Source organism: Eikenella sp. Marseille-P7795 (assembly GCF_916618725.1).
GTDB classification, from domain to species: Bacteria; Pseudomonadota; Gammaproteobacteria; order Burkholderiales; family Neisseriaceae; genus Eikenella; species Eikenella longinqua.
This window is the reverse complement of sequence record NZ_CAKAJZ010000001.1, coordinates 474,490-496,058: the sequence shown is the minus strand read 5'-3', so window position 1 is coordinate 496,058 and position 21,569 is coordinate 474,490. Positions and strand designations below refer to the sequence as shown.

Here is a 21,569-nt window from a genome sequence, read left to right as displayed (position 1 = left end):
ATTTATAGCGTTAAACTTAAAATTTTAGAAAATTCTTTAGTTTTGGTTATAAATATATGATTTCAAGGATATAATATTTTAAGATTAACGTTATAGTTATTTATAGGTTGAGGTTAGTCTTCGTATGGAAAACTTTAACGTTGAGTTTGCGAAGAGAATGGAGATAGTCGCCAAGAGGCTCGGTAGCATCTCGGAGCTAGCTAGAAGAGTGGATGTGGCATACCCTACGGCCACTAAATGGGTAAAAGAGGGAGCGGAGCCCAGTACCACCAACTTAATTAAGATTGCCGATGCTGCCCAAGTGAATCTGCTATGGCTGGCTACGGGGCAAGGTTCTCCCAGTTTAGAAGGTGAGCAGAAAATTTCCGGTGGGCTGGAACAGGAAGAAGGCCAACGGATATTGCAAGAACAGTTGGATAAAACCAATCAAATAGTAAAAGGCTTGAAAGAAGCTCGGCGTATTAGCCGGATGGGCGGCACGCATCCGCTTGATGTGAATGGGGACGTTGTAGATATTGATGAGTTTGTCTTTATCCCCTTTTATGATGTATCTGTGTCTGCCGGGCAGGGGGCCTGGGTGGACAATGACCGCCCAAAATCATGCCTCGCCTTCCGTCGTGATTGGCTGGAAAGTTACATTACATCTGATTTTTCCACACTGACGGTGGTTATGGTTAAAGGGGATAGTATGGTTGGCGTGCTAAATGATAAAGACGCCATCTTGGTGGATCATAGTCAAACCGAAGCCTCTGATGGTCTGTATGCCTTGCGCATCGGCAACGAGACTTTTGTCAAACGCGTTCAACGCCTGCCTGATTCTTTATTGATCACCAGTGCCAATCAGGAGTATCAGCCGTTCACGGTGCCGCTGGAAAACGGAGATGCCACCAGCAGTAGTGTGTCTATTATCGGCAAAGTGGTTTGGCTTGGCCGTGCTCTTTAATGCTCCGCCTCACGATAAACCATAGCTGTTTAAATTCCGTTTTAAAAGCGTTTAATCCCTGCTCATTCTGGTGCAAAAGATAACGCATTTTTTATCAATCCAAAGCAAAAGCTGGTGCAAGTTTTTTCTTGCACCAGCTTCGCTCAAATCCGCACCCAGTAAAGTTTCCCGCCGTTTTTTGCCTCCGGTCATCCCAGTGCAAAAATAACCACCTCCCCACATTTTGGTGGGCGGAGATAACGAGGATTTTGGCCATGACGGTTTCCTTGGTTGGCAAGTGGGAGAGAGCGGCCATTATACACGGCGGGCAGGCGGCGGATAATCCGCTGCGGGCTTAAGCAGTTATTAAGCAGGCGTGAATAATGTGGCGGGCGTGGAAGGGCTACCTGAAAAGGCAAAAGCCGCCTGAAAACCAATTCAGACGGCCTGTTTTTCAGGTAGCCTCAATCCTTCGCCAACGGCGCAAACCCTTCAAACCGCCGCACGGCTTCCTGCCAGCTTTCCGGGGTTTGGAACAGCATTTCGCCGTTGTCGAGGCGTTGGGCGACTTGCGTGGTGCCCGCTTGGGTGAGCTTGTCGCCGCTTTCGGCGTCGCGCAGGGTGTAGCTGAGGCGCAGGCAGCTTTCGTATTCGGTCATGGCCATGTTCACGCGGATTTTCTGGCCGAAGCGGGCGGGGCGGATGTATTTGAGGTCGAGCTTGACCACGGGCCAGGCGCAGCCGTGCGCCAGCATCACGGTGTAGTTGTAGCCCAGTGCGTCGAGGAAGGCGCAGCGGGCGATTTCGAGGTATTTCACGTAGTGGCCGTGCCAGACGATCTGCATCACGTCCACGTCGAAAAAGGGCACTTCCAGCTCGGTGCTGTGGCGGCAGTAGATGTGTTTAGCCATGTTCGGGGTTGTTCCAAAAATCGTAGAAGTTGAACCATTGCAGTGGGGCGCGGGCGGCGTGGGCGGCGAGGGTGTTTGCGTATTGTTGCGCCATATCGGCAATCACTTGTTTGCGTGTGGCGGCCGTCCAGCTTGGGGCTACCTGGAAACGCTTGAGGCATAGATGATAGCGGCCGCGTTCTTTCAATACGAACACGGTGTTGGTGGGCGCGCGCAAGAGGCCGGCCAGGAGCCAGGGGCCTTGCGGCAGATGGGCGGTGTGGCCGAGGAATTGCACGGGCACGGTTTTGTTGCCGCGCACGGGGGTGCGGTCGGCGGCGATGGCCAGCCATTCGCCCGCGTCGAGCTTGTGCGAGAGTTGCAGCATTTTGGCGGCGTCGAGTTCGGCCACTTGGATGAGCTGCAAATCGCTGGCGCCGGCGGCTTTGAGGGCGCGGTTGAAATCTTCGGCGTGGGCGTTGTGCACCAGCACGTTGAGCTTGAAGCCTTGGTGGTGCGACACGAGGGCGCGGCACACTTCGATGTTGCCCAAGTGCGAGCAGATGAGGATTTGGCCGCGCGCGCTGTGGTTGTCCACGTCGGCGTAGAGGTTGTCGGGGTCTTCCACCACCAAATCCGGCACGGTGATTTTGTGCCGCCACACGGCGAAGCGGTCGGCCACGGCCTGGCCGAAGGCGGCAAACTGGCGGTATTCGGCAAAACGCGCGGGCAGCGGCGCGGCGGGGAAACTGGTTTTCAGGTAGCCCTGATATTGGCGCACGCTGCGGCGTTGGGCGGCGGAGGTGAGGTAGAAATAGGCGGGCACGATGGCGGCGATGATGTGCACCAGCGGCAGCGGCAGGTAGCGCACCAGCCATGCGGTGAGCTGGAGGAAGGGGCGGCTGCCGCGTTCGCGCTGTGCCGACCAGTGGGCGGATTGCGCCGCTTGAGGCCGTCTGAAAAGCTTGCCGAAACGGCGGGCGAGCATGCCGCAAAACAGGCGGGCGTGCATTTTGCTGATGAGCAGGTTATCGCGGCGCAGATTGAAGTGCGAGATGCCGTCTGCCGCATAGCGTATCGGCGTGTCGAGCCACACGAAGGGCGTGCCCGCCCAATGCAGGCGCACCAGGATTTCGTTGTCGAAATCCATGCGTTCGCCGATGATGCCGCCGCCGTATTGGAGGGGCAGCACGGCGGCCAGCGGATACACGCGGAAGCCGCACATGCCGTCTTGGATGTCGCGCGACCAAGTGTGCAGCACGTTCCAAAAATCGGTGATTTTGCGGCCGTAGAGGCGCGATTTGGGCACGTCGCCGCCGTACACCGGCCGCCCGCACACCACCGCCTGCGGCTGCGCCTGCGCGGCTTCGACAAAACGCGGGATGTCGGCAAAACTGTGCTGCGCGTCGGCATCCATCTGCAACACATGGCTGAAACCCTGCTGCGCCGCCAGCTTGAAGCCCCACTTCATCGCGCTGCCCTTGCCGCCGTTTGCCGGCCGGAACGCCACCTGCACGCCTTCGCCCTGCAAGGCTTCCAAGCCCGCGCGGCAGTCTTCGCCCGAGCCGTCGTCCACCACCAGCACGGGCAGGCCGCAACCGCGCAGCGCAGCCACCACCTGCGGCAGCGTGCCGAGGTGGCGGTAGTGCGGGATAACGGCGAGGAGTTTCATGGAAAAGGCGGGGCGGGGGAAAAGCGGGATTTTAGCAAAAAGGGGGAAGGGCTACCTGAAAATCCGCACGGCGGAATGAAGCGGATGCGCCATCCAAATGCGTGGGCGGATTTTCAGGTAGCCTTTTCCCCTTCTGCCAATGGCAGCGTGATTGGATTGGCGCTGGGCGGTTTGGCGGCACAACAATCCCGCCCGGGCTATGCCTGCACGCCGTTTTCAGGTAGGATTTATCATTAATTTTAGGTAAATCAAATATTCATGTTTACTGAACAGGATTTCCTCTTTGTTTATAACCTGCTTCATTGGGGCGGGATAATATTGCTGATCGTGGCCGTGAGTTTTGCCTGTTATCAGATAAACCCCAAATTATTTAATAAAAATCCGCAGTTAATATTTCTGCCTGGGCTAGTTGTGGCCGGGCTGCTTTATGCGGTAGGGCAGGTAGAAAAAATGCAGGAGAGGCAGGAAGCCGCAGCGGAAGAAGCCGAATGGCGCCAACGCTACGAGCCCGCCAAAGCCCGCTTCGACCAACTCTGCCGAAACGCCGGCGAGAAGATCTACCGCACCGCCGAGGATGTGGACGGCATCCTGCTGCTGAAAGTGCGCGGGGATGACGAGAAATATCAAGACAGCTTCTACAACCCGCGGAAAGACCAGATGTGGGAGGATGCGGCGATAGAAAGCGAATCAAAGCGGGAAGAATATGTTGCCAGTTTTTTGCCATATTATTCTTCTGTCCACTATGACAATGTTGATGTTTTACAAAAAGACGGCTCGATTATTCGTTACAGCGGTAACTGGTCTAGATATGCTAAACCGTTTGATCAAGAAACTAATCCGCGACATCCAGCCCGCTATGCCGTTACCTATGAGAACGATGTTTCCTGGGAAAACCGCAAACATTGGATAGCCGGAACAACCATCAAGGTAATTGACACTAAAACTGATGAGTTAATGGCTGAGAAAACGATGTATGTATTTGTGCCGGCACTAGGGTATTCTAAACTTGAGCAAAATCCGAACCCTTGGGGCAGGGGAGATAGATGCCCGGAGGAAAATTCATATGAACTACGAGCCAGTACATTTGTTAAAAAAGTTTTGATCTCACCAGCATTCAAACCGGAAGCTCGGCAATAACGCGGCAACCGTTCAAAAGGCTACCTGAAAACTTTTTCAGGTAGCCTTTTACTTGCCTCGCGCCAATCAGCGGGCAATATCGCCGCGCATCACCACGCGGGCGTGGAAGGTGCCCACTTCGCAGTCATACTGCCCGCCGCGCAGGATTTGGCGGTTGTAGTAGCTGTGGAAGTTGCTCACGCGGTTGGCGCCGCGGCCTTGGGCGGTTTCTTGGAATTTGTGGGCGGCGTTGATGAAGGCGCGTTCGCAGGCGGCTTCGTCGGATTTGTTGGAGGCATTGGCGGCCTGGCGGGTGGTGAGGTTGGCCCGCACGGTGCGGCCGCCGGCGCCGAAGCTCACGGGCACGCTCGGGTTGAGCAGGCTTTTGGCTTCGCTGGAGGCGAGCACGGCGCGGCCGTTGCAGCGGTACACCACTTTGCGGCCGCCGCGGTTGGGGTCGTCGTTGCGCAAGAGGCGGCACACGCGGCCGGTGGTTTGCGCGTTGCCGTGGGCGGCGGCGCGGCTGTCGCTCTGGCGCGGGCTTTGGCTTCTGCCGTCGTCGGGCGCGCGGTTGTTGGTGCAGCCGGCCAGGCCGAAAACGGCGGCCATGGCGGCCGCGAGCAGGATGTGGCGGTGTTTCATATTGGCTTCCTTTTACATGGTGGAGAAAGGTGCAAACCGAATCCGCTATAATTCAGCAGGTTCACTTGATTTAACAGTATATTGGAAAACCGCAAAAATGCCTACCCGCCCGAGCGCCGCCCGGCGCATCTGCCTTTATCTGGCCGCGCCCGATTGTGCCGAACATTATCGCGCCGCATTGCTGGATGAGGCCGACCGCGTGCATTTACTGCGCCACCCCGCGCGTGCGGCGCAAAAGGGCTGGCAAACCAGCCGTTTCCTCAAGCAGCAGGCGGCGGCAGCGGGGTGTTTGGGCAGCTTGAATTTTTCAGGTAGCCTCAGCCACAGCGGCGGCCATGCGCTGCTGGCGGTGCCTTCTGCCGATTTTGCCGTGGGCGCGGATTTGGAGCGGCTGCGGGCGCGCGATTTCGGCGGCTGGCCGGATTGGGTGCTGCATGCGGATGAGGCGGCGTGGCTGCAAGGGCATGCCGGTTTGGCGAGCCGTTATGCGCTGTGGGCGCTGAAAGAGGCGCTGCTCAAAGCCACGGGGCAGGCGCTGGCGGATTTGCCGCAGGTGGGGCTGCGGCGGCAAGGCGGGGAGGGAAACTGGCGGCTCTGCGCCATCGGGCGGCGCTGGCGCGGCGCGGCGTTTCTGCTGGGCGGGGAATGGGCGTGCGCGGCGGTGTGGCCGTGGGAGGTGGAGGCGGAGCTGGAATGGTGGGGCTTCGGCGCGGTTCGGGCGGCGGAGCGGCGTTTGCTGTATGCATTTGCCTGAGCGGCAACAGGCTGCCTGAAGGCGCTAGTTTCGGCGAAGTTAAAACTGCAAACCGTGTTTTCCCCACAAGAAAAACAAGCTTAACCCCTGTATGCTGTTTGCGCCCGACCGACCCGCCTATAATCTGCGGCCTTCCTATTCCCATCAATGGAGAAACCATGCAGATTGATTATCTCTTTGACCCGCTCTGCGGCTGGTGCTACGGCGCTGCGCCCGCCATCAGGCAAATTGCCGCCAAGCACGAAGTGCGCCTCTGCCCCACCGGCCTGTTTGCACACGGCAATCGGCACATGGATACCGAATTTTCCACCTATGCCTGGGAAAATGACCAACGCATCGCCAAGCTGACTGGCGCGATATTCAGCCCTGCTTACCAGCAAAACCTGCTGTATTCCAACCTGCCCTTCGATTCCCAGCCCATGCTGCTGGCATTAACCGCCGTAGGGCAAACTGCGCCGGATCAAGAATTGGCCGCGCTCTCCGCGTTGCAGCAGGTGCGTTATCAAAACGGCCAAAACACTGCCGACCCGGCCGTGGTCCGCACCGTATTGAATGCGCTGGGGCTGTCCGCCGCTGCCCGGCTTTTGGATGAGTCAGACACCGCCGCGCTCACCGCCGAACGCTGCGCTGCTGCGCAAAAACTGATGCAGCAATACGGCCTGCAAGGCGTGCCGCAGCTGCTGGTACACACTGCGCACGGGGTCAGGGCGCTGCCTAGCAGAGTATCCTCTACCGCAATGCAGACCATGCTGCTGTGCATCTGGGCGCTTGGGCGGCAGAATCAGGCCAAGCATGAGGCCGCGCTTTTCGGGTAGAATACCGCCGTTTTTATTGCCCATTATAGGAATCCGCCATGTCTGCCCTGCTCGCCCTCTCCCCGCTCGACGGCCGCTATGCCGCTGCCGTTGAAGCCCTGCGCCCGATTTTTTCCGAATACGGCCTCATCCGCGCTCGCGTGCGCGTGGAGCTCGAATGGCTCAAAGCCCTGGCCGCCGCGCCCGAGATTGGCGAAGTGCCGCCCTTTTCCGCCGCCACGCTGGCCGAAATCGATGCCGTGATCGCCGGCTTCTCGCCCGAGCACGCTGCCGAAGTGAAAGCCATCGAAGCCACCACCAACCACGACGTAAAAGCCGTGGAATACTGGCTCAAACAGCGCTTCGAAGGGCTACCTGAAATTCAAAAAGCAAACGAATTCATCCATTTCGCCTGCACCAGCGAAGACATCAACAACCTCTCCCACGCCCTGATGCTGCGCGAAGCCCGCGATGCCGTGCTGCTGCCCAAGCTGGCCGAAATCGCCGCCAAACTGCGCCAGATGGCGCACAGCCTGGCCGCCGTGCCCATGATGAGCCGCACCCACGGCCAGCCCGCCACCCCCAGCACCCTGGGCAAAGAAATCGCCAACGTGCTCGCCCGCCTGCAACGCCAAACCACCCAGCTGGAAAAACAAGAATTCTTGGGCAAAATCAACGGCGCCGTGGGCAACTACAACGCCCACCTCGCCGCCTATCCCGATATGGATTGGGAAGCCCACTGCCGCCGCTTTGTGGAGCAATCCCTCGGCCTTAGCTTCAACCCCTACACCATTCAAATCGAGCCGCACGACTACATGGCCGAATTCTTCCAAACCCTCGGCCGCATCAACACCATCCTCATCGACTTCAACCGCGACGTATGGGGCTACATCTCCCTAGGCTACTTCAAACAAAAAGTGAAAGCCGGCGAAGTGGGCTCCTCCACCATGCCGCACAAAGTAAACCCCATCGACTTTGAAAACTCCGAAGGCAACCTCGGCACCGCCAACGCCCTGCTCGGCTTCATGGCCGAAAAACTGCCCGTGTCCCGCTGGCAGCGCGACCTCACCGACAGCACCGTATTGCGCAATATGGGCGTGGGTGCCGGCTACACCCTGCTCGGCTGGGCCGCCCACCTGCGCGGCCTGAACAAGCTCGAAGCCAACCCCGAAGCCATGCAGGCCGATCTCAACGCCACCTGGGAGCTTTTGGCCGAGCCCATCCAAACCGTGATGCGCCGCTACGCCGTGCCCCATGCCTACGAGCAGCTCAAAGATCTCACCCGCGGCAAACACGGCATCACCCCCGAATCCCTGCAAAGCTTCATCCAAGGCCTCGCCATCCCCGCAGAAGCCAAAGCCCAACTGCTCGCCCTCACCCCCGCGCGCTACACCGGCAAAGCAGAAGAGCTGGCCAAACGGATTTAACGGCCGGCCGATAGCGCGGCAAGAAAATAGGCTACCTGAAAAAGGGTCGAACCATTTTTCAGGTAGCCTTTTGGTATTCGGCAAAACGGGCAGGCATGCTCAAGTCTGCCGCTTCAAGCTGCGTTACAATGCCGCTCCCCCCATCCGGATTTGCCCACGCCATGCCTTTCACCCTTGCCCATCCTGTTGCCGTGCTGCCCCTTGCTCGCTGCCGCTGCTGCCATTTTCCCGCGCTGGTGATCGGCAGCCTGTCGCCGGATTTCGTGTATTTCCTGCACGGGCGGGCGGTGGCGGGCGGGCACGGTTTGGCCGATATGCTGTGGCCAAACCTGGCGCTGTGCGCCTTGCCGTGTATTGGCTGTATCTCGCTCTGTGGCGCGATGCCCTGCGCGATTTTCTGCCAAACTGCCTGAATGCCGAAATGAGGCTACCTGAAAACGAACGCAGTGAGTTTCTGCGCAGCAAAAATGAGCGTAGCGAGTTTCGCCCAAACGGGCAGGGCGGCTGGCGTTTCAGTTTCCAGCCCGAAGGCGCGCGCCCCGTGGCGTTTGTGCTCAGCGCGCTGTTCGGCATGGCCACCCATCTGCTGCTCGATGCGTTCACGCACCCGACCGGTTGGTTTGTGCAGCACTTCACGCTGCTGCGCCAGCCGGTGCTGGCCCTGCCGCTGTTTAAATGGCTGCAATACGGCGGGCCTGCTCGGTGTGGCGGCCTGCCTGCTGTTTGTGTTGTGTGCCGCGCGGCGCCGGCCATACCGTTCGCCCCGCAATGCAGCGCAGAAGTGCGGTTTTTGGGCGGCTTGCGCGGGGCTGTCGCTGCTCGGTTTTGCGGCGTGGCAGGTTGCTGCGCCGGTGCCGCTGGCGCATGCGGCCACGCAGGTGATCCGCCTGATTGATTGCGCGGTGCTGGGGTTTACGGCGTGGTGTGTGCTGCGGTTGGCGTTGGGGAAGGCCGGTTGAACGGTGAACGGCATGAGAAAAGGCTACCTGAAAACGAACGCAGTGAGTTTCTGCGCAGCAAAAACAAGCACAGCGAGTTTCGCCAAAACGAGCACAGCGAAGTTTCTGCGAAGCTAAAATTTTCAGGTAGCCTTGATTTATCGGGCGCGCGGGGCTGAGGCGCCGGGGGATTTGTGTTCGTCGGGTTTGGCTTCGGCTTGGGTTTTCTCGCAGCCCATTTGTTGCACCATCTCGCCAAACTGGCGGTTTACCACTTCGCAGCCTTCGGCGTCGAGCTGGGCGAGGTCGCCGCGGGTGGCTTCGAGCGATTGCAGCAGGGCTTCGGCCTGGTCTTCGGGGGCGCGGCGGAAGCAGGCGCGGGCGCGTTGGAAATAGCTTTCGCAGGCGGGGTTCATGCTTTGCGCGGTGGCGGGGGGCAGGGCGTGTTCGGGCTCGGGGTTGGCTTCGGCGGCGGTGAGCGGGTCGTCGATGGCGTGGTCGTCGGCCACTTCGGGGTAACAAATCAATGGGGGCGGATACGGTGGCGATGCCGCCCTCTGCCGTCGTTTCGGCGGGTGCGGAGGCTGCGGGGCGGGTCGGGGCGCGGGGGCCTGCTGTTTGCCGCCGTTGCCGGCCAAAAGGCCGATGGCGAGCAGAAGGCTACCTGAAAAAATGGCGGCGGCGGCCAGCAGCTGCGGTTTCTGCTTGAGCCGGCGCAGCTTTTCTGCGGCCTGTTGGCGGTATTTTTTCCAGTCGGGTTTGCCTTGCATGGGGTGGGTGTCCGTTTTCTGCCGTTGTGTGAAACCGGCACACATCTTACACGCAAGCGGGGTTGGCTGAAAGCTTGGGCGGGGTTTCAGGTAGCCTGAAACGGCGCGACTGTTTGCCAAATAGCAGAGTTATGGTTAACACGCCGTCTTGTTCACAATCTATCAAAGGAGGTTGCTATGTTTCGCCGATTATTGCCCGCCCTGCTGCTGGCGGGCCTGCCGTTTGCCGCGCACGGCCACGAGGTGTGGGTGAATGCGGCGCACACGCACGGCGGCGAGGTGCTGAAGGCCGAGCTGGGCTACGGGCACTATCCGGAAGTGGAGCCGATTGCCGCCGACCGCTTGTCGCTGTTTCCTTCGCCGCTGCAATTGCTTACGCCGCAGGGCAAAATCAATTTGATACAGCGCGGGCAGCACAATTACCAGTTTGAAACGCCGCGCGCGGTGGCCGACGGCAGCTACCTGCTCTTGGCGCAATACCGCCCGACCTTTTGGTCGCGCAACGCCGAGGGCTGGCAGCGGCAGAATCTCGCGCAGATGAAGGATGCGGCCTATTGCGAGCAAACCAGCATGTTTGGCAAGGCGGTGGTGAACGTGGGGCACGAGAGCGCGGGCAAGGGGCTGATCAGCCGGCCGGTGGGCGATTTGCTGGAGATTGTGCCGCTGGAGAATCCGGCCAACGTGCGCGTGGGCGAGGTGCTGCCGGTGCGGGTGTTGTTCCGCGGCGAGCCGCTGCCGGATGCCACGGTGGTGGCGACCTTCGACGGCTTCAGCCACCGCGACCCGGCCGATAAATCGCATCGCCTCGAGCCGCAGGCCTTCTCCGACACCACCCGCGCCGACGGCACGGTGGGCATCATCCCGCTGCGGCAGGGCAGCTGGAAGGTGCGCGTGGTGCACAAAACCGATTTCCCGGATCAGGCCGTGTGCCAGAAGCTGGCGGCCTATGCCACGCTGACTTTTGAAATCGGCAGCAGCCATCATTGAGTTTCAGCCGGCCTTTCGGGCGAATGAAACCCAGCCCGCCGCTAGCCCGCCTTGCCGTCCACCCTGGGTGCGGCGAGCCACGGCAGATAACGCCAGGCGTAGAGCAGCAGCGAGGCGGCAAACAGCAGGCCGGAAAGCCACAGCCCCGGGCGGTAGGCCGCCGGATGCAGATACATCAGCACCGCCGCCGCAGCCCGAGCCAGCGCCGCGCCCGCCATCAGCCAAAACGCCAGCGGCATGGCGGCCGGCGCGGGGTAGAGCGGGCGGCCGGTGTGGCCCAGCGCGGTGCGCACCATCATGCCCACCGTCATCAGCCCGATGCCGCCTACCGCCACCAAGTGCACGCCCAGGCTTTGCCAACGCGGCAGCCAGTAGCCCGCGCCCAGCACCGCCAAGCCTGCGCCGGTGAGCAGGAAGCCGGCAAACAGAATCCACAGCATCGGCTCTTTCGCCACTTCCGGCCGCCACCAGCGCACGGTTTGCGCCATATAAAGCCCGCCCGAAGCGAGCGCAATCAGCGCCGCCAGCGGCAGGGCTACCTGAAAACCGTAGAGCAGCGCCATCGCCAGCGGCGCCAGCAGCGAAGCCGACATCACATAAGGGTGGCTGCTCACTTGCTCGCAGCCCAGCCGACGCGCGGTAAAGAACGGAATCACGCGCATGCCCACCAGCCCGATAAAGCCCGCCACCACCGCAAGCCCGGCCAGCAGGCCGTGGTTGAGCGCAGCAAAATTGTGCCGCGCCAGCTGCCAGTGAAACAGCGCCTGCAACAGGCCGAACACAAACAGCGCCGCCACCGCCGGATAGTTGCGCCGGTTGCGGCTGCGCACCACGGCCGCGCCCATATGCCACGCCGCGAGCCAGTAAAACGCCACGCCCGCAATGCCGCCCGCGAGCGTGAGCGGCGCGGCAAACATGCACAGCCGCGACACCAGCCACAGCAGGGCGAGCAGCATCAGCGGCGTGCCCCAGGTGCGCGGCTGGCCGGTCCAGGTGGCTACGGCGGTGAGCAGGAAGGCCACCACGATGGCGCCGGTGTAGCCCCAAATCATTTCGTGCGCGTGCCAAAAATAGCCGGGTAGCGCGGCCGTGCCCTGATAGCCGAAGCTCCACAGCAGCACGGATACGGCGCCATACACGGCGGCTAGCGGATAGAGGGGGCGGAAGGCCATGCCCCAAATGGGATGGTTTCGGGAGAGCAGGTTCATGATGTGTTGGTTGAAATATAGTTAAAAATAAATGAGTTAAGTTGGATACAAGGCTACCTGAAAAAGCAAAGCGGGGGCAGTTTTGGCATGCCGGCAAACGATACTTGCTGCGCCCGAGCCGTTTCCTTTTTCAGGTAGCCCGGTTTTCAGGTAGCCTGCCCAAACGGCGGCACTTCCGCGCCCAACTGCCGCAGCAGCTGCACCGTTTCAAACACCGGCAGCCCCATCACGCCGCTGAAGCTGCCCGCCAAGTGCGCCACAAATATGCCGCCCACGCCCTGAATGCCGTATGCGCCCGCCTTGTCCAGCGGCTCGCCGCTGTCGATATAGGCCTGGATTTCCTGTGCACTCAAGCTTTTGAAACGCACATCGCTGCGCTGCGCCGCCACCAGCGTTTGCTCGCCGTGCAACACGCATACCGCCGTCCACACCTGATGTTCGCGCCCCGAGAGGCTTTCCAGCATCGCGCGGGCGTGCGCCGCATCGCGTGGTTTGCCCAGAATCTGCCCTTCTAGCGCCACCACCGTGTCGGCGCTGAGCACTGGCCAGATGGGCTCTTCGCCGCGTTGGCGTAAAATCTGCCGCGCCGCTGCGTTTTTCTGCCGCGCCATCCGCGCCACATAATCTGCCACTGCCTCGCCGGGCAGGGCGGTTTCGTCGATTTCAGCGGGCAGCGGCAGGGTGCGGAAGCCCAGCGCGTGCAAAATCTCGCGCCGGCGCGGGCTGGCCGAAGCCAAATACAGGGTTTGCGGCATCAATATGGTCTTTCTTCAAATAGTGAATTTACTGGGCGGCGGCTAAGAAAACGGACAACAGGCTACCTGAAAACCGCATTCTGCGCGATAGCCCGAACGGGCGAATTTTCCGCTTTCCGCCGCCGAAATCAATATAGCGGATTCGCCAAATTTCCGCCACGGCGTTGGCTCGCCTTGCCCCTTATGCTGCCTGCGCTTGGCTGCCCGGCAGCGGAAATTTATTCAATCCGCTAAGGCGCCGCTTGTTTTTCCCGCAAGCGCCCTTATTTTGCGTGGCAAATTGTTTGTTTTCACCCGAATACCACCATGAGCGACCAAGATTACTACCAAACCCTAGGCGTATCCCGCGACGCCTCCGACGACGAAATCAAAAAGGCCTACCGCAAGCTGGCGATGAAATACCATCCCGACCGCAACCCCGACAACAAAGAAGCGGAAGAGAAATTCAAAACCATCCAAAAAGCCTACGAAATCCTTTCCGACCGAGAAAAACGCAGCCGCTACGACCAATTCGGCCAGGCTGGCGTGGACGGCAACGCCGGCGGCTTCGGCGGGTTTGGCGGCGCGGGCGGCTTCGATTTCGGTGACATCTTCAGCCAGATGTTTGGCGGTGCCGGCGGTGCCCGGCAGCAGAGCTTCCAAGGCAAAGACCTGCGCTACGATATTGAAATTTCGCTGGAAGAAGCCGCATCAGGCAGCAAAAAACGCATCACCGTCCCCTCGCACGAAGAATGCGACCTCTGCCACGGCTCCGGCGCCAAACCCGGCACCTCCGCCACCACCTGCTCCACCTGCCACGGCTCCGGCGTGGTGCATGTGCGCCAAGCCATTTTCCAGCTCCAGCAAACCTGCCCCACCTGCGGCGGCTCCGGCCGCGAAATCAAAGAGCCCTGCATCAAATGCCACGGCGCCGGCCACGTGAAGAGCCGCAAAACGCTGGAAGTGAACATCCCCGCCGGCATCGAAAACGAGCAGCCCATCCGCCTTTCCGGCGAAGGCGAGCCCGGCTCCCACGGCGCACCCGCCGGCGATTTGTATGTGGTGGTGCACATCCGCCGCCACGAAATCTTCGAGCGCAACGGCCTCGATTTGCATTGCGAACTGCCCATCAGCTTCACCACCGCCGCGCTGGGCGGCGAAGTGGAAGTGCCCACCTTAAGCGGCAAAGTGAAGCTGAATATCCCCAAAGAAACCCAAACCGGCCGCCGCATGCGCGTGCGCGGCAAAGGCATGAAATCGCTGCGTTCCTCTGCCATGGGCGACCTCTATTGCCACATCGTGGTGGAAACCCCGGTAAACCTCACCGAACGCCAGCGCGAGCTGCTGGAAGAGTTTGAAAAAATCTCCACCGGCCTCGACCGCGCCCAAACCCCGCGCCGCAAATCGTTTATGGACAAACTGCGCGATTTGATCGACTAAACTTCCGTTCTGCCAAACAGCCGGCCATTGAGCCGGCTGTTTTGTTGGAATGGCGGCAGGGCGGTTGGCAAGAGGCTACCTGAAAAATGGCAAACGGTTTTTCAGGTAGCCTTCTTCCGTTTCAAAAGCCGCTACGGGAACGCTAAGCAACAAAAAGGCTACCTGAAATTTTCAGGTAGCCTTTGATTAAGCCAGAAGGATTAGTGCTGGCCTTCTTCCGGACGCATGTGCGGGAACAGGATCACGTCGCGGATGCTCGGGGCGTTGGTGAGCAACATCACCAAGCGGTCGATGCCGATACCGCAACCGCCGGTGGGCGGCAGGCCGTATTCCATGGCGCGGATGTAGTCGGCGTCGTAGTTCATGGCTTCGTCGTCGCCGGCTTCTTTCTGAGCCACTTGTGATCTGAAGCGATCGGCCTGGTCTTCCGGGTCGTTCAACTCTGAGTAGCCGTTGGCCAGTTCGCGGCCTACTGCAAACAGTTCGAAACGCTCGGTGAGCTTCGGATTGGTGTCGGAAGCGCGAGCCAGGGGAGACACTTCAACCGGGTAGTCGATGATGAAGGTGGGGTTCCACAGCTTGCCTTCGGCACAGCCTTCAAACAGAGCCAGCTGCAGGCTGCCCACGCCAGGAGCGGCGGGCAGGTCTTCACCGTGTTTCACCACTTCTTTTTTCAGCCATTCTTCGTCGTTCAGCTGCTCATCGGTGTATTGCGGATTGTATTTCTTAATCGCATCCACGATGGTGAGGCGGTCGAAGCGTTTTTCCAAATCCACTTCTTTGCCGTTGTAGGGCACGTGCAGGCTGCCGCAAACGGCGTTGGCGCAGGCGCGAATCACGCCTTCGGTCATGTCCATCATGCGGTGGTAGTCGGAGAATGCCTCGTAGAACTCCATCATGGTGAACTCGGGGTTGTGGCGGGCAGACACGCCTTCGTTGCGGAAGTTGCGGTTGATTTCAAACACGCGCTCGAAGCCGCCAACCACCAGGCGTTTCAGATAAAGCTCGGGGGCGATTCGCATAAACAGCGGGATGTCCAGCGCGTTGTGGTGGGTAACGAACGGACGGGCTGCGGCGCCGCCGGCAATCGGGTGCATCATCGGGGTTTCCACTTCCAGATACTGTTCGCCAGTCATGAAGTTGCGGATGGTTTGGATGATGCGGCCGCGTTTTTTGAAGATTTCGCGTGATTCTTCGTTCACGATCAAATCGGCATAACGCTGGCGGTAGCGGGTTTCCTGGTCTTTCAGGCCGTGTACTTTATCAGGCAGCGGGCGCAGGGCTTTGGCCAACAGGCGGATTTGGCTCACGCGTACGGTCAGCTCGCCGTGGTTGGTTTTGAACAATACGCCTTCCGCGCCGAGAATGTCGCCCAAGTCCCAACGCTTGAATTCTTCATGAACCTTCTCACCTACGCCCTGATCGTTGACGTAGAGCTGGATCTGGCCGGAAACATCCTGCAGGGTGGCGAAGCTTGCCTTACCCATGTCGCGCTGAAGCATCATGCGACCGGCTACCTTAACGGTGATGTTCTTTTCGTCCAACTCTTCTTTAGACAGTTCGCCGTACTTGCTGTGCAGGTCGCCGGCAAAGGCATCGCGACGGAAATCGTTCGGGAAAGCCACACCGTGCTTGCGGATCTCGGCCAATTTTTCGCGACGAACTGCCATTACTTGGCTTTCGTCTAACTGCGGGGTATCGTGGTGTTGAGATTCATTCATGGTATCCATCCATTAGTAAATTAAAGACAGCTGCCTCTTCAAGCAGACTGCCTCAGGGGTTGAAAAACTTCAGTTAAACTGCCTGCGCCTGCCGCCCCGTGCGCCTGCCCACGCCTAACGCGTTTGCAAGCCTGCGATTTTGGGGCGCTTGCCACAAGCAGGGTTGTAAATTAATGGAAGATTGCGGCGTATGTCAAGGGGGCGGATTAAATATTTTCAAATATTTTTCAAAAGCCACAGTCTGTTGCGTTCTATGGCACACGGGCCGCCGATGGAAACAATCGGCGGCCCGTGTGCGGCAAAACGGCAGTAGGGCGGCGCTTAGGCGGCCACGCCGGCGGCGCGGGCGATGGCCAGACCTTCCTGCTGGCTGAGGTAGCGCAGGTTGTCGGGGCAGTCGCGCAAGATGATGTCGCCGTCGCGGAAGGCCACCAGCTCGTTTACCGCGAGCTGCGTCCAGCTTTCGTTGTTGGTGAGGGGCTGGGTGGCGATCACGGCCACGCGGTCGTCGGGCGTGGTAACGGCGGCGAAATCCACGGCCACGTCGTTGTCGATCAGGTGCGCTTCGCCGAAGGGGGCTTGGCGGATGATGTAGTGCAGGAGGGTGCTGGCGTGGGCAAACAGGATGTCGCCGTTGGAGAGCATGAAGTTGAATAATCCGTGGCAGCGCACCTGCGCGATGAGGGCGGTGACTTCGGCAAACAGTTTGCCCACGGGCGGCTTGTGCTCGAAGCGTTGGCGCAGCTGCTCGAGGATGAAGCAGAAGGCGCGCTCGGAATCGGTGGTGCCCACGGCGCGGTAGTATTGGCCTTCGGCGGGCTGGAAGTCGGCGAGGTGGCCGTTGTGGGCGAAGAGCCAGTATTCGCCCCACATTTCGCGGATGAAGGGGTGGGTGTTGGCCAGCCCTACGCTGCCTTGGGTGGCTTTGCGGATGTGGGCGATCACGTTGGTGGATTTGATTTGGTAGGTTTTCACCAAATCGGCCACGGGGGAATGGGCGCTGGGCTTGTCGTCGTGAAACATGCGCACGCCTTTTTGCTCGAAGAAGCCGATGCCGAAGCCGTCGGCATGGCGGTCGGTGAGGCCGCCGCGCAGGCGGAAGCCTTCGAAGGAGAAGACGATGTCGGTGGGGGTGTTGCAGTTCATGCCCAAAAGCTGGCACATGGCGGTTTCCTCGCGGTGTGGATACTTTATGCTTATTTTAACGGCCTTGAGGCTACCTGAAAACTGCTTTGCGGCCATACCGATATAACGGCGGGCTATAACGCGGATGGGCAGATTGGTTTTCAGGTAGCCTGCGCCGGCGGCATCGGCAACGGCAAATATAGCGGCAAGAGAAAGGCTACCTGAAAACCAGGCGGCGGTTTTTCAGGTAGCCTGTTTTATTCCACGGATGGCTTGAGCTTCGCAGAAACCCGTGCGGCTTATTTTGGCTTACGTTGAAGCAGCGCTTTAGCTTCGCAGAAACTCAGCTTTGCTTCGCAAAACATCGTTTTCAGGTAGCCTTTTGCCTTCGGCGGTGGCATCGGAATGATAGGCCAGCGGCACCAGGTCGAGCTTGGCCATCAGGGCGCGGTCGCCGTCTTTGCCGGGGTTTTCGGTGGTGAGCAGTTTGTCGCCGTAGAAGATGGAGTTCGCGCCCGCCATGAAGCACATGGCCTGCATGGCTTCGGGCATATTGCTGCGGCCGGCGGAAAGGCGCACGAAGCTTTCGGGCATGGTGATGCGCGCCACGGCGATGGTGCGCACGAATTCGGTCCAATCCAAATCTTCGGCGTCGGCCAGCGGCGTGCCTTCCACTTTCACCAATTGGTTGATGGGCACGCTTTCGGGCTGCGGGTCGAGGTTGGCAAGGCTGGCTATCAGCCCGGCGCGTTCGGCGCGGGTTTCGTTCATGCCGACGATGCCGCCGCAGCATACCTTGAGGCCGGCGTTGCGCACTTTGCCCAAGGTGTCCATGCGGTCTTCGTGGCGGCGGGTGTGGATGATGTCGTTGTAGCGCTCGGGGTCGGTGTCGAGGTTGTGGTTGTAGTAGTCCAAACCGGCTTTTTTGAAGTCTTCCGCCATGCCGTCTTCGAGCATGCCGAAGGTGCCGCAGGTTTCCATGCCTAAGTTTTTCACGGCTTTGATGATGGCGGAAACGGTTTCCACGTCTTTGGGCTTGGGGCCGCGCCATGCCGCGCCCATGCAGAAACGGCTGGCACCGCGCGATTTGGCGATTTTGGCTTTGGCCACAATTTCGGCCACGTCCATCATCTGCGCTTTGCCCAGATTGGTGTTGTGGTGCGCGGATTGCGGGCAGTAGGCGCAGTCTTCGGGGCAGCCGCCGGTTTTGATGGAGAGCAGGGTGGAAAGCTGGATTTCGCGCGGGTTGAAATGTTGGCGGTGGATTTCGGCGGCCTGGTAAACGAGGTCGAGGAAGGGGAGCCCAAACAGGGCTTCGACGTCGCATTTTTTCCAATAGCGCGCAGTGGGATGCGGCTTGCGTTCGGTTTGCCGGCGCAAGGCAACGGGGGAGATAGTCATTTTGTATGTCCTTAAAAATTTGCGGCGGCGCAATGTCGCCGACGGGCAAGGCCGGGTCGCAATGTCCGCGGGCTGCCCTGGGGGGGAACGGAAACTTTGTTCCGAAGGTAATAAGTGTAGCTAAAAAGCAAACAGCAAGCTACCTGAAAAGCCTTCCGAGATTTTCAGGTAGCCTTTGCAGGGCTTCACGCCGTTAATCCGCGCTGATTTCCTCCAACGTGCGTCCTTTCGTTTCCTCACCCAGCAGCACGATCACCAGCACCACCGCCGCCAGCACCGCCGCAAACATCACGAAAATCCGCGCGAAATCGCCACTGCCGCTCATGCTGGCCACCACCATCGGCGCCACAATCCCTCCAATGCGGCCCACCGCGCCCGCCCAGCCCGAGCCGAATGCGCGGAAACGCACCGGATACAGCTCCGGCGTGTAAGTGTAGAGCACGCCCCACGCGCCCAGGTTGAAAAACGACATCAGACTGCCCCACAGCATAATTTCCAGCGTAGAGCCGCTTTGGCCGAAGCAATAGGCACACACCGCACACGCGCCCAGAAAGCCTGCCAGCGTGGCCTTGCGCCCGATTTTTTCCACCAGCACCGCCGCCGCAAAATAGCCTGGCAGCTGCGCCAAAATCATTACCAGCACATATTCAAACGTTTTCACTACCGAATAGCCCTGCCCCGCCAGCAGTTTGGGTAGCCAAGTGAAAATCCCGTAATAAGAAAACACGATACCGAACCAAATCAGCCACAACATCAGCGTGCGGCGGGCAAACGGTGGCCGCCACAGCTGTGCGAGGAGGATTTTCTCCTTCTTTTGCGCTAGCGGCACCACCATTTCCGCTACCTGTGCTATGCGCGCTTCCGCCTCCAAACGGCACACCAGTGCGTGCGCCTCCTCCGATCTGCCCGCCGCAATCAGATAAGGTACCGATTCCGGTAGCTGCTTCCACACCAAAAACGCATACAAGAGCGGCACCGAACCCGCCGTAAACGCGCTATGCCAGCCGAATTTCGGAATCAGGAAATACGAAGCCAGCGCCGCCGCCAGCCAGCCCAAGCCCCAAAAACTCTCCAGCAAAACAATAAACCGCCCGCGCACATTCGGCGGTGCATACTCGCTCACCAACGACACCGCCACCGGAAGCTGCCCACCTAGGCCGAAACCCACCCAGAAGCGGAAAAACAGCAGCGCGTCCAGGTTCGGCGAGAGTGCGCACAAGCCCGTGGTCGTGCCGTAGAGCACCATCGTGCCAGCAAACACGTTGCGCCGTCCGAAGCGGTCGGCCGCCCAGCCGCTCAATACCGCACCCAGCGCCATGCCCACAAAGCCGATGCTCACTACCCAACCCGACTGCTGCGCGCTCAAGCCCCACTCCTTGGCTAAAGTAACCAACACAAATGACACCATGCCCGTGTCCATCGCATCAAACAGCCAGCCCAGCCCGATTAGGGCCAGCAGGCGATAGTGGAAGCGGCTCAAAGGCAGCGCCTGCAGGCGTGACAGAATATCCATTGAAATCTCCTCGTGAAATGTGGAAAGGCTACCTGAAAATATGAAAATCTATTTCTTCCAACTACTTGCCGATGCAGAAGCGGCTGAAGATCACGCCTAAGAGGTCGTCGGCGTTGAATTCGCCGGTGATGGTGTTGCAGGCGTTTTGCGCGAGGCGCAGGTGTTCGGCGAAGAGCTCGAGCTGATGGCGGCCGCACAGGGCGGCGAGCCCGAGCTCGGCTTGGGCGGCTTCCAGGGCTTGCAGGTGGCGGCTGCGGGCGAGAAACAGGCTTTCGCTTTCGCCCTGCCAGCCGATTTGCCGCAGCAGGGCTTGTTTGAGCAGGTCGAGGCCGGCGCCGCTTTTGGCGGAGAGTTTGATCAGGGTGTCGGCGCCGCTGGGTTGGCCGCTTTGTTCGCAGCTTTCCGCCGCTTCGCCGCTGAGGTCGATTTTGTTGCGGATTTCGATGCGTTTGAGCGCAGGGGGTAGTTGGGCGAGGATGTTGCAGGTAGCCTCGTTCAGGCCTTCGGCGGGGTCGATGAGGATTAGCGCCACGTCGGCCTGCTGCACGGCTTGGCGGCTGCGTTCGATGCCGATTTGCTCCACCGGGTCGGTGGTGTCGCGCAGGCCGGCGGTGTCGATGATGTGCACGGGCACGCCTTCGAGCGTGATTTGTTCGCGCACGGTGTCGCGGGTGGTGCCGGCGATGTCGGTTACGATGGCGATGTCGTCGCCGGCCAGGGCGTTGAGCAGGCTGGATTTGCCCACGTTGGGCGCGCCCACCAGCACCACGTTCATGCCTTCGCGCAAAATGGCGCCCTGTTCGGCTTGGGCGAGCACTTGGGCGAGGCGGGATTGCAGTGCGACAAGGCGTTCGTCGGCCTTGGCTTCGGCGAGGAAGTCGATGTCTTCTTCGGGAAAATCGAGCGTGGCTTCCACCAGCATGCGCAGGGTGATGAGTTCGTCCACCAGCGCGTGAATCTGCTGGGAAAATGCGCCTTTGAGCGAGCGCACGGCCAGGCGGGCGGCGGATTGGCTGGCGGCGTCGATGAGGTCGGCCACGCTTTCGGCCTGCGCCAAATCGAGCTTGCCGTTGAGGAAGGCGCGTTTGGTGAATTCGCCCGGCTCGGCGGGCTGCGCGCCCAGCTCGAAGCAGCGCTGGAGCAGCATTTGCAGCACCACGCGCCCGCCGTGGCCGTGCAGCTCGATCACGTCTTCGCCGGTGAAGCTGGCGGGGGCAGGAAAATAGAGCAGGAGGCCGTTGTCGATCGGCTCGCCTTCGGCGCCCACAAAATCGGTGAGCAGGGCGCGGCGCGGCTGCGGGGTGCGGCCGCCGCTGATTTGCTGCGCCAGGGGCAGCAGTTGCTTGCCGGAAAGGCGGATCACGCCCACGCCGCCTTGTCCGGTGGCGGTGGCGATGGCGGCGATGGTGGGGGAGGGCTGCGGCATGGGGCTATCTGAAAAATGTGTGGACGCGGGATTATACAAGGCAGCACGGAAAAGCGGAAAAGGCTACCTGAAAACGATGTCTTGCGAAG

23 protein-coding genes are annotated in these 21,569 nt (G+C 60.1%); 11 read left to right on the top strand and 12 right to left on the bottom strand.

Going from position 1 to position 21,569, the window contains the following annotated elements; genetic code table 11:
* Positions 1-124: 124 nt before the first annotated feature.
* Entirely contained in the window at positions 125-943 is an 819-nt protein-coding gene (locus LG371_RS02505; RefSeq protein ID WP_225747653.1) for a helix-turn-helix transcriptional regulator, read from the top strand.
* A gap of 94 nt (positions 944-1,037) precedes the next feature.
* Here LG371_RS02505 and LG371_RS02500 read toward each other — a convergent pair whose 3' ends face one another.
* The 3 genes from LG371_RS02500 to LG371_RS12350 all read right to left on the bottom strand — a co-directional run bounded on the left by LG371_RS02500 (position 1,038) and on the right by LG371_RS12350 (position 3,484).
* Complete coding sequence (locus tag LG371_RS02500) at positions 1,038-1,199, bottom strand: hypothetical protein (RefSeq protein WP_225747652.1); 162 nt, start codon at positions 1,197-1,199, stop codon at positions 1,038-1,040.
* A 187-nt stretch (positions 1,200-1,386) separates the two neighbouring features.
* A complete protein-coding gene (locus tag LG371_RS02495) occupies positions 1,387-1,833 on the bottom strand; it encodes a thioesterase family protein (protein WP_067589503.1) in 447 nt (148 codons plus the stop codon).
* Positions 1,826-3,484 (bottom strand): glycosyltransferase, encoded by a 1,659-nt coding sequence (locus LG371_RS12350; RefSeq protein WP_370632641.1) that lies wholly within the window; start codon positions 3,482-3,484, stop codon positions 1,826-1,828. Before LG371_RS12350 ends, LG371_RS02495 begins: the two co-directional genes overlap by 8 nt.
* Positions 3,485-3,568: 84 nt before the next feature.
* On the opposite strand from LG371_RS12350, the gene LG371_RS02480 reads away from it, so the two are divergent.
* Positions 3,569-3,721: a hypothetical protein gene (locus LG371_RS02480; RefSeq protein ID WP_156503440.1), complete on the top strand. Its 153-nt coding sequence runs from the start codon at positions 3,569-3,571 to the stop codon at positions 3,719-3,721.
* Between the two features lie 21 nt (positions 3,722-3,742).
* Positions 3,743-4,621, top strand: a complete 879-nt coding sequence (locus LG371_RS02475; RefSeq protein WP_067589500.1) for a hypothetical protein — start codon at positions 3,743-3,745, stop codon at positions 4,619-4,621.
* Positions 4,622-4,687: 66 nt separating this feature from the next.
* On the opposite strand, the gene LG371_RS02470 is transcribed toward LG371_RS02475, so the two are convergent.
* Positions 4,688-5,242 (bottom strand): hypothetical protein, encoded by a 555-nt coding sequence (locus LG371_RS02470; RefSeq protein WP_225747651.1) that lies wholly within the window; start codon positions 5,240-5,242, stop codon positions 4,688-4,690.
* Between the two features lie 97 nt (positions 5,243-5,339).
* Here LG371_RS02470 and LG371_RS02465 point away from each other — a divergent pair, with 97 nt between their 5' ends.
* The 6 genes from LG371_RS02465 to LG371_RS02445 all read left to right on the top strand — a co-directional run bounded on the left by LG371_RS02465 (position 5,340) and on the right by LG371_RS02445 (position 9,334).
* A complete protein-coding gene (locus LG371_RS02465) occupies positions 5,340-5,996 on the top strand; it encodes a 4'-phosphopantetheinyl transferase superfamily protein (RefSeq protein WP_067589493.1) in 657 nt (218 codons plus the stop codon).
* Between the two features lie 158 nt (positions 5,997-6,154).
* The gene (locus LG371_RS02460) at positions 6,155-6,811 is read left to right on the top strand and encodes a DsbA family protein (RefSeq protein WP_067589490.1); all 657 of its coding nucleotides are present in this window, start codon (positions 6,155-6,157) and stop codon (positions 6,809-6,811) included.
* Positions 6,812-6,849: 38 nt separating this feature from the next.
* Positions 6,850-8,217 carry an adenylosuccinate lyase gene (purB, locus tag LG371_RS02455; protein ID WP_067589487.1) on the top strand — a complete coding sequence of 456 codons (1,368 nt, stop codon included), beginning with the start codon at positions 6,850-6,852 and terminating at the stop codon, positions 8,215-8,217.
* Between the two features lie 128 nt (positions 8,218-8,345).
* The gene (locus LG371_RS12210; RefSeq protein ID WP_255593051.1) at positions 8,346-8,630 is read left to right on the top strand and encodes a DUF4184 family protein; all 285 of its coding nucleotides are present in this window, start codon (positions 8,346-8,348) and stop codon (positions 8,628-8,630) included.
* Positions 8,555-9,112 (top strand): DUF4184 family protein, encoded by a 558-nt coding sequence (locus tag LG371_RS02450; protein WP_255593050.1) that lies wholly within the window; start codon positions 8,555-8,557, stop codon positions 9,110-9,112. Before LG371_RS12210 ends, LG371_RS02450 begins: the two co-directional genes overlap by 76 nt.
* Before the next feature lie 60 nt (positions 9,113-9,172).
* Positions 9,173-9,334, top strand: coding sequence for a hypothetical protein (locus LG371_RS02445; protein WP_156503438.1), 162 nt, complete (start codon positions 9,173-9,175; stop codon positions 9,332-9,334).
* Here the strand turns inward: LG371_RS02445 and LG371_RS02440 are convergent.
* Entirely contained in the window at positions 9,314-9,925 is a 612-nt protein-coding gene (locus LG371_RS02440; RefSeq protein ID WP_225747650.1) for a hypothetical protein, read from the bottom strand. The genes LG371_RS02445 and LG371_RS02440 overlap by 21 nt on opposite strands.
* Before the next feature lie 177 nt (positions 9,926-10,102).
* On the opposite strand from LG371_RS02440, the gene LG371_RS02435 reads away from it, so the two are divergent.
* Positions 10,103-10,912 carry a DUF4198 domain-containing protein gene (locus LG371_RS02435; protein ID WP_225747649.1) on the top strand — a complete coding sequence of 270 codons (810 nt, stop codon included), beginning with the start codon at positions 10,103-10,105 and terminating at the stop codon, positions 10,910-10,912.
* A gap of 41 nt (positions 10,913-10,953) precedes the next feature.
* On the opposite strand, the gene LG371_RS02430 is transcribed toward LG371_RS02435, so the two are convergent.
* A complete protein-coding gene (locus tag LG371_RS02430; protein ID WP_225747648.1) occupies positions 10,954-12,120 on the bottom strand; it encodes an NnrS family protein in 1,167 nt (388 codons plus the stop codon).
* Positions 12,121-12,266: 146 nt separating this feature from the next.
* A complete protein-coding gene (locus LG371_RS02425; RefSeq protein ID WP_225747647.1) occupies positions 12,267-12,875 on the bottom strand; it encodes a nucleoside triphosphate pyrophosphatase in 609 nt (202 codons plus the stop codon).
* Positions 12,876-13,181: 306 nt separating this feature from the next.
* On the opposite strand from LG371_RS02425, the gene dnaJ reads away from it, so the two are divergent.
* Positions 13,182-14,294, top strand: coding sequence for a molecular chaperone DnaJ (dnaJ, locus tag LG371_RS02420; protein WP_067589472.1), 1,113 nt, complete (start codon positions 13,182-13,184; stop codon positions 14,292-14,294).
* A 200-nt stretch (positions 14,295-14,494) separates the two neighbouring features.
* Here the strand turns inward: dnaJ and lysS are convergent, their stop codons facing one another.
* The 5 genes from lysS to mnmE all read right to left on the bottom strand — a co-directional run bounded on the left by lysS (position 14,495) and on the right by mnmE (position 21,480).
* On the bottom strand, positions 14,495-16,015 hold the full coding sequence (gene lysS / locus LG371_RS02415; protein ID WP_067589597.1) for a lysine--tRNA ligase: 1,521 nt from the start codon (positions 16,013-16,015) through the stop codon (positions 14,495-14,497).
* A gap of 321 nt (positions 16,016-16,336) precedes the next feature.
* A complete protein-coding gene (locus tag LG371_RS02410) occupies positions 16,337-17,179 on the bottom strand; it encodes a class II glutamine amidotransferase (RefSeq protein WP_225747646.1) in 843 nt (280 codons plus the stop codon).
* Between the two features lie 288 nt (positions 17,180-17,467).
* Positions 17,468-18,541, bottom strand: coding sequence for a biotin synthase BioB (bioB, locus tag LG371_RS02405; protein WP_225747645.1), 1,074 nt, complete (start codon positions 18,539-18,541; stop codon positions 17,468-17,470).
* A gap of 193 nt (positions 18,542-18,734) precedes the next feature.
* Positions 18,735-20,054, bottom strand: a complete 1,320-nt coding sequence (locus tag LG371_RS02400; RefSeq protein ID WP_225747644.1) for an MFS transporter — start codon at positions 20,052-20,054, stop codon at positions 18,735-18,737.
* Positions 20,055-20,115: 61 nt separating this feature from the next.
* Positions 20,116-21,480, bottom strand: coding sequence for a tRNA uridine-5-carboxymethylaminomethyl(34) synthesis GTPase MnmE (gene mnmE, locus LG371_RS02395; RefSeq protein ID WP_067589460.1), 1,365 nt, complete (start codon positions 21,478-21,480; stop codon positions 20,116-20,118).
* Positions 21,481-21,569: the final 89 nt, after the last annotated feature.

What these genes read in the sequence shown, in the direction of transcription:
- LG371_RS02505 (WP_225747653.1), top strand. Translation starts at nt 125, where the DNA reads ATGGAAAACTTTAACGTTGAGTTTGCGAAGAGAATGGAGATAGTCGCC.
- LG371_RS02500 (WP_225747652.1), bottom strand. Translation starts at nt 1,199, where the DNA reads ATGGCCAAAATCCTCGTTATCTCCGCCCACCAAAATGTGGGGAGGTGG.
- LG371_RS02495 (WP_067589503.1), bottom strand. Translation starts at nt 1,833, where the DNA reads ATGGCTAAACACATCTACTGCCGCCACAGCACCGAGCTGGAAGTGCCC.
- LG371_RS12350 (WP_370632641.1), bottom strand. Translation starts at nt 3,484, where the DNA reads ATGAAACTCCTCGCCGTTATCCCGCACTACCGCCACCTCGGCACGCTG.
- LG371_RS02480 (WP_156503440.1), top strand. Translation starts at nt 3,569, where the DNA reads ATGCGCCATCCAAATGCGTGGGCGGATTTTCAGGTAGCCTTTTCCCCT.
- LG371_RS02475 (WP_067589500.1), top strand. Translation starts at nt 3,743, where the DNA reads ATGTTTACTGAACAGGATTTCCTCTTTGTTTATAACCTGCTTCATTGG.
- LG371_RS02470 (WP_225747651.1), bottom strand. Translation starts at nt 5,242, where the DNA reads ATGAAACACCGCCACATCCTGCTCGCGGCCGCCATGGCCGCCGTTTTC.
- LG371_RS02465 (WP_067589493.1), top strand. Translation starts at nt 5,340, where the DNA reads ATGCCTACCCGCCCGAGCGCCGCCCGGCGCATCTGCCTTTATCTGGCC.
- LG371_RS02460 (WP_067589490.1), top strand. Translation starts at nt 6,155, where the DNA reads ATGCAGATTGATTATCTCTTTGACCCGCTCTGCGGCTGGTGCTACGGC.
- purB (WP_067589487.1), top strand. Translation starts at nt 6,850, where the DNA reads ATGTCTGCCCTGCTCGCCCTCTCCCCGCTCGACGGCCGCTATGCCGCT.
- LG371_RS12210 (WP_255593051.1), top strand. Translation starts at nt 8,346, where the DNA reads ATGCCGCTCCCCCCATCCGGATTTGCCCACGCCATGCCTTTCACCCTT.
- LG371_RS02440 (WP_225747650.1), bottom strand. Translation starts at nt 9,925, where the DNA reads ATGCAAGGCAAACCCGACTGGAAAAAATACCGCCAACAGGCCGCAGAA.
- LG371_RS02435 (WP_225747649.1), top strand. Translation starts at nt 10,103, where the DNA reads ATGTTTCGCCGATTATTGCCCGCCCTGCTGCTGGCGGGCCTGCCGTTT.
- LG371_RS02430 (WP_225747648.1), bottom strand. Translation starts at nt 12,120, where the DNA reads ATGAACCTGCTCTCCCGAAACCATCCCATTTGGGGCATGGCCTTCCGC.
- LG371_RS02425 (WP_225747647.1), bottom strand. Translation starts at nt 12,875, where the DNA reads ATGCCGCAAACCCTGTATTTGGCTTCGGCCAGCCCGCGCCGGCGCGAG.
- dnaJ (WP_067589472.1), top strand. Translation starts at nt 13,182, where the DNA reads ATGAGCGACCAAGATTACTACCAAACCCTAGGCGTATCCCGCGACGCC.
- lysS (WP_067589597.1), bottom strand. Translation starts at nt 16,015, where the DNA reads ATGAATGAATCTCAACACCACGATACCCCGCAGTTAGACGAAAGCCAA.
- LG371_RS02410 (WP_225747646.1), bottom strand. Translation starts at nt 17,179, where the DNA reads ATGTGCCAGCTTTTGGGCATGAACTGCAACACCCCCACCGACATCGTC.
- bioB (WP_225747645.1), bottom strand. Translation starts at nt 18,541, where the DNA reads ATGACTATCTCCCCCGTTGCCTTGCGCCGGCAAACCGAACGCAAGCCG.
- LG371_RS02400 (WP_225747644.1), bottom strand. Translation starts at nt 20,054, where the DNA reads ATGGATATTCTGTCACGCCTGCAGGCGCTGCCTTTGAGCCGCTTCCAC.
- mnmE (WP_067589460.1), bottom strand. Translation starts at nt 21,480, where the DNA reads ATGCCGCAGCCCTCCCCCACCATCGCCGCCATCGCCACCGCCACCGGA.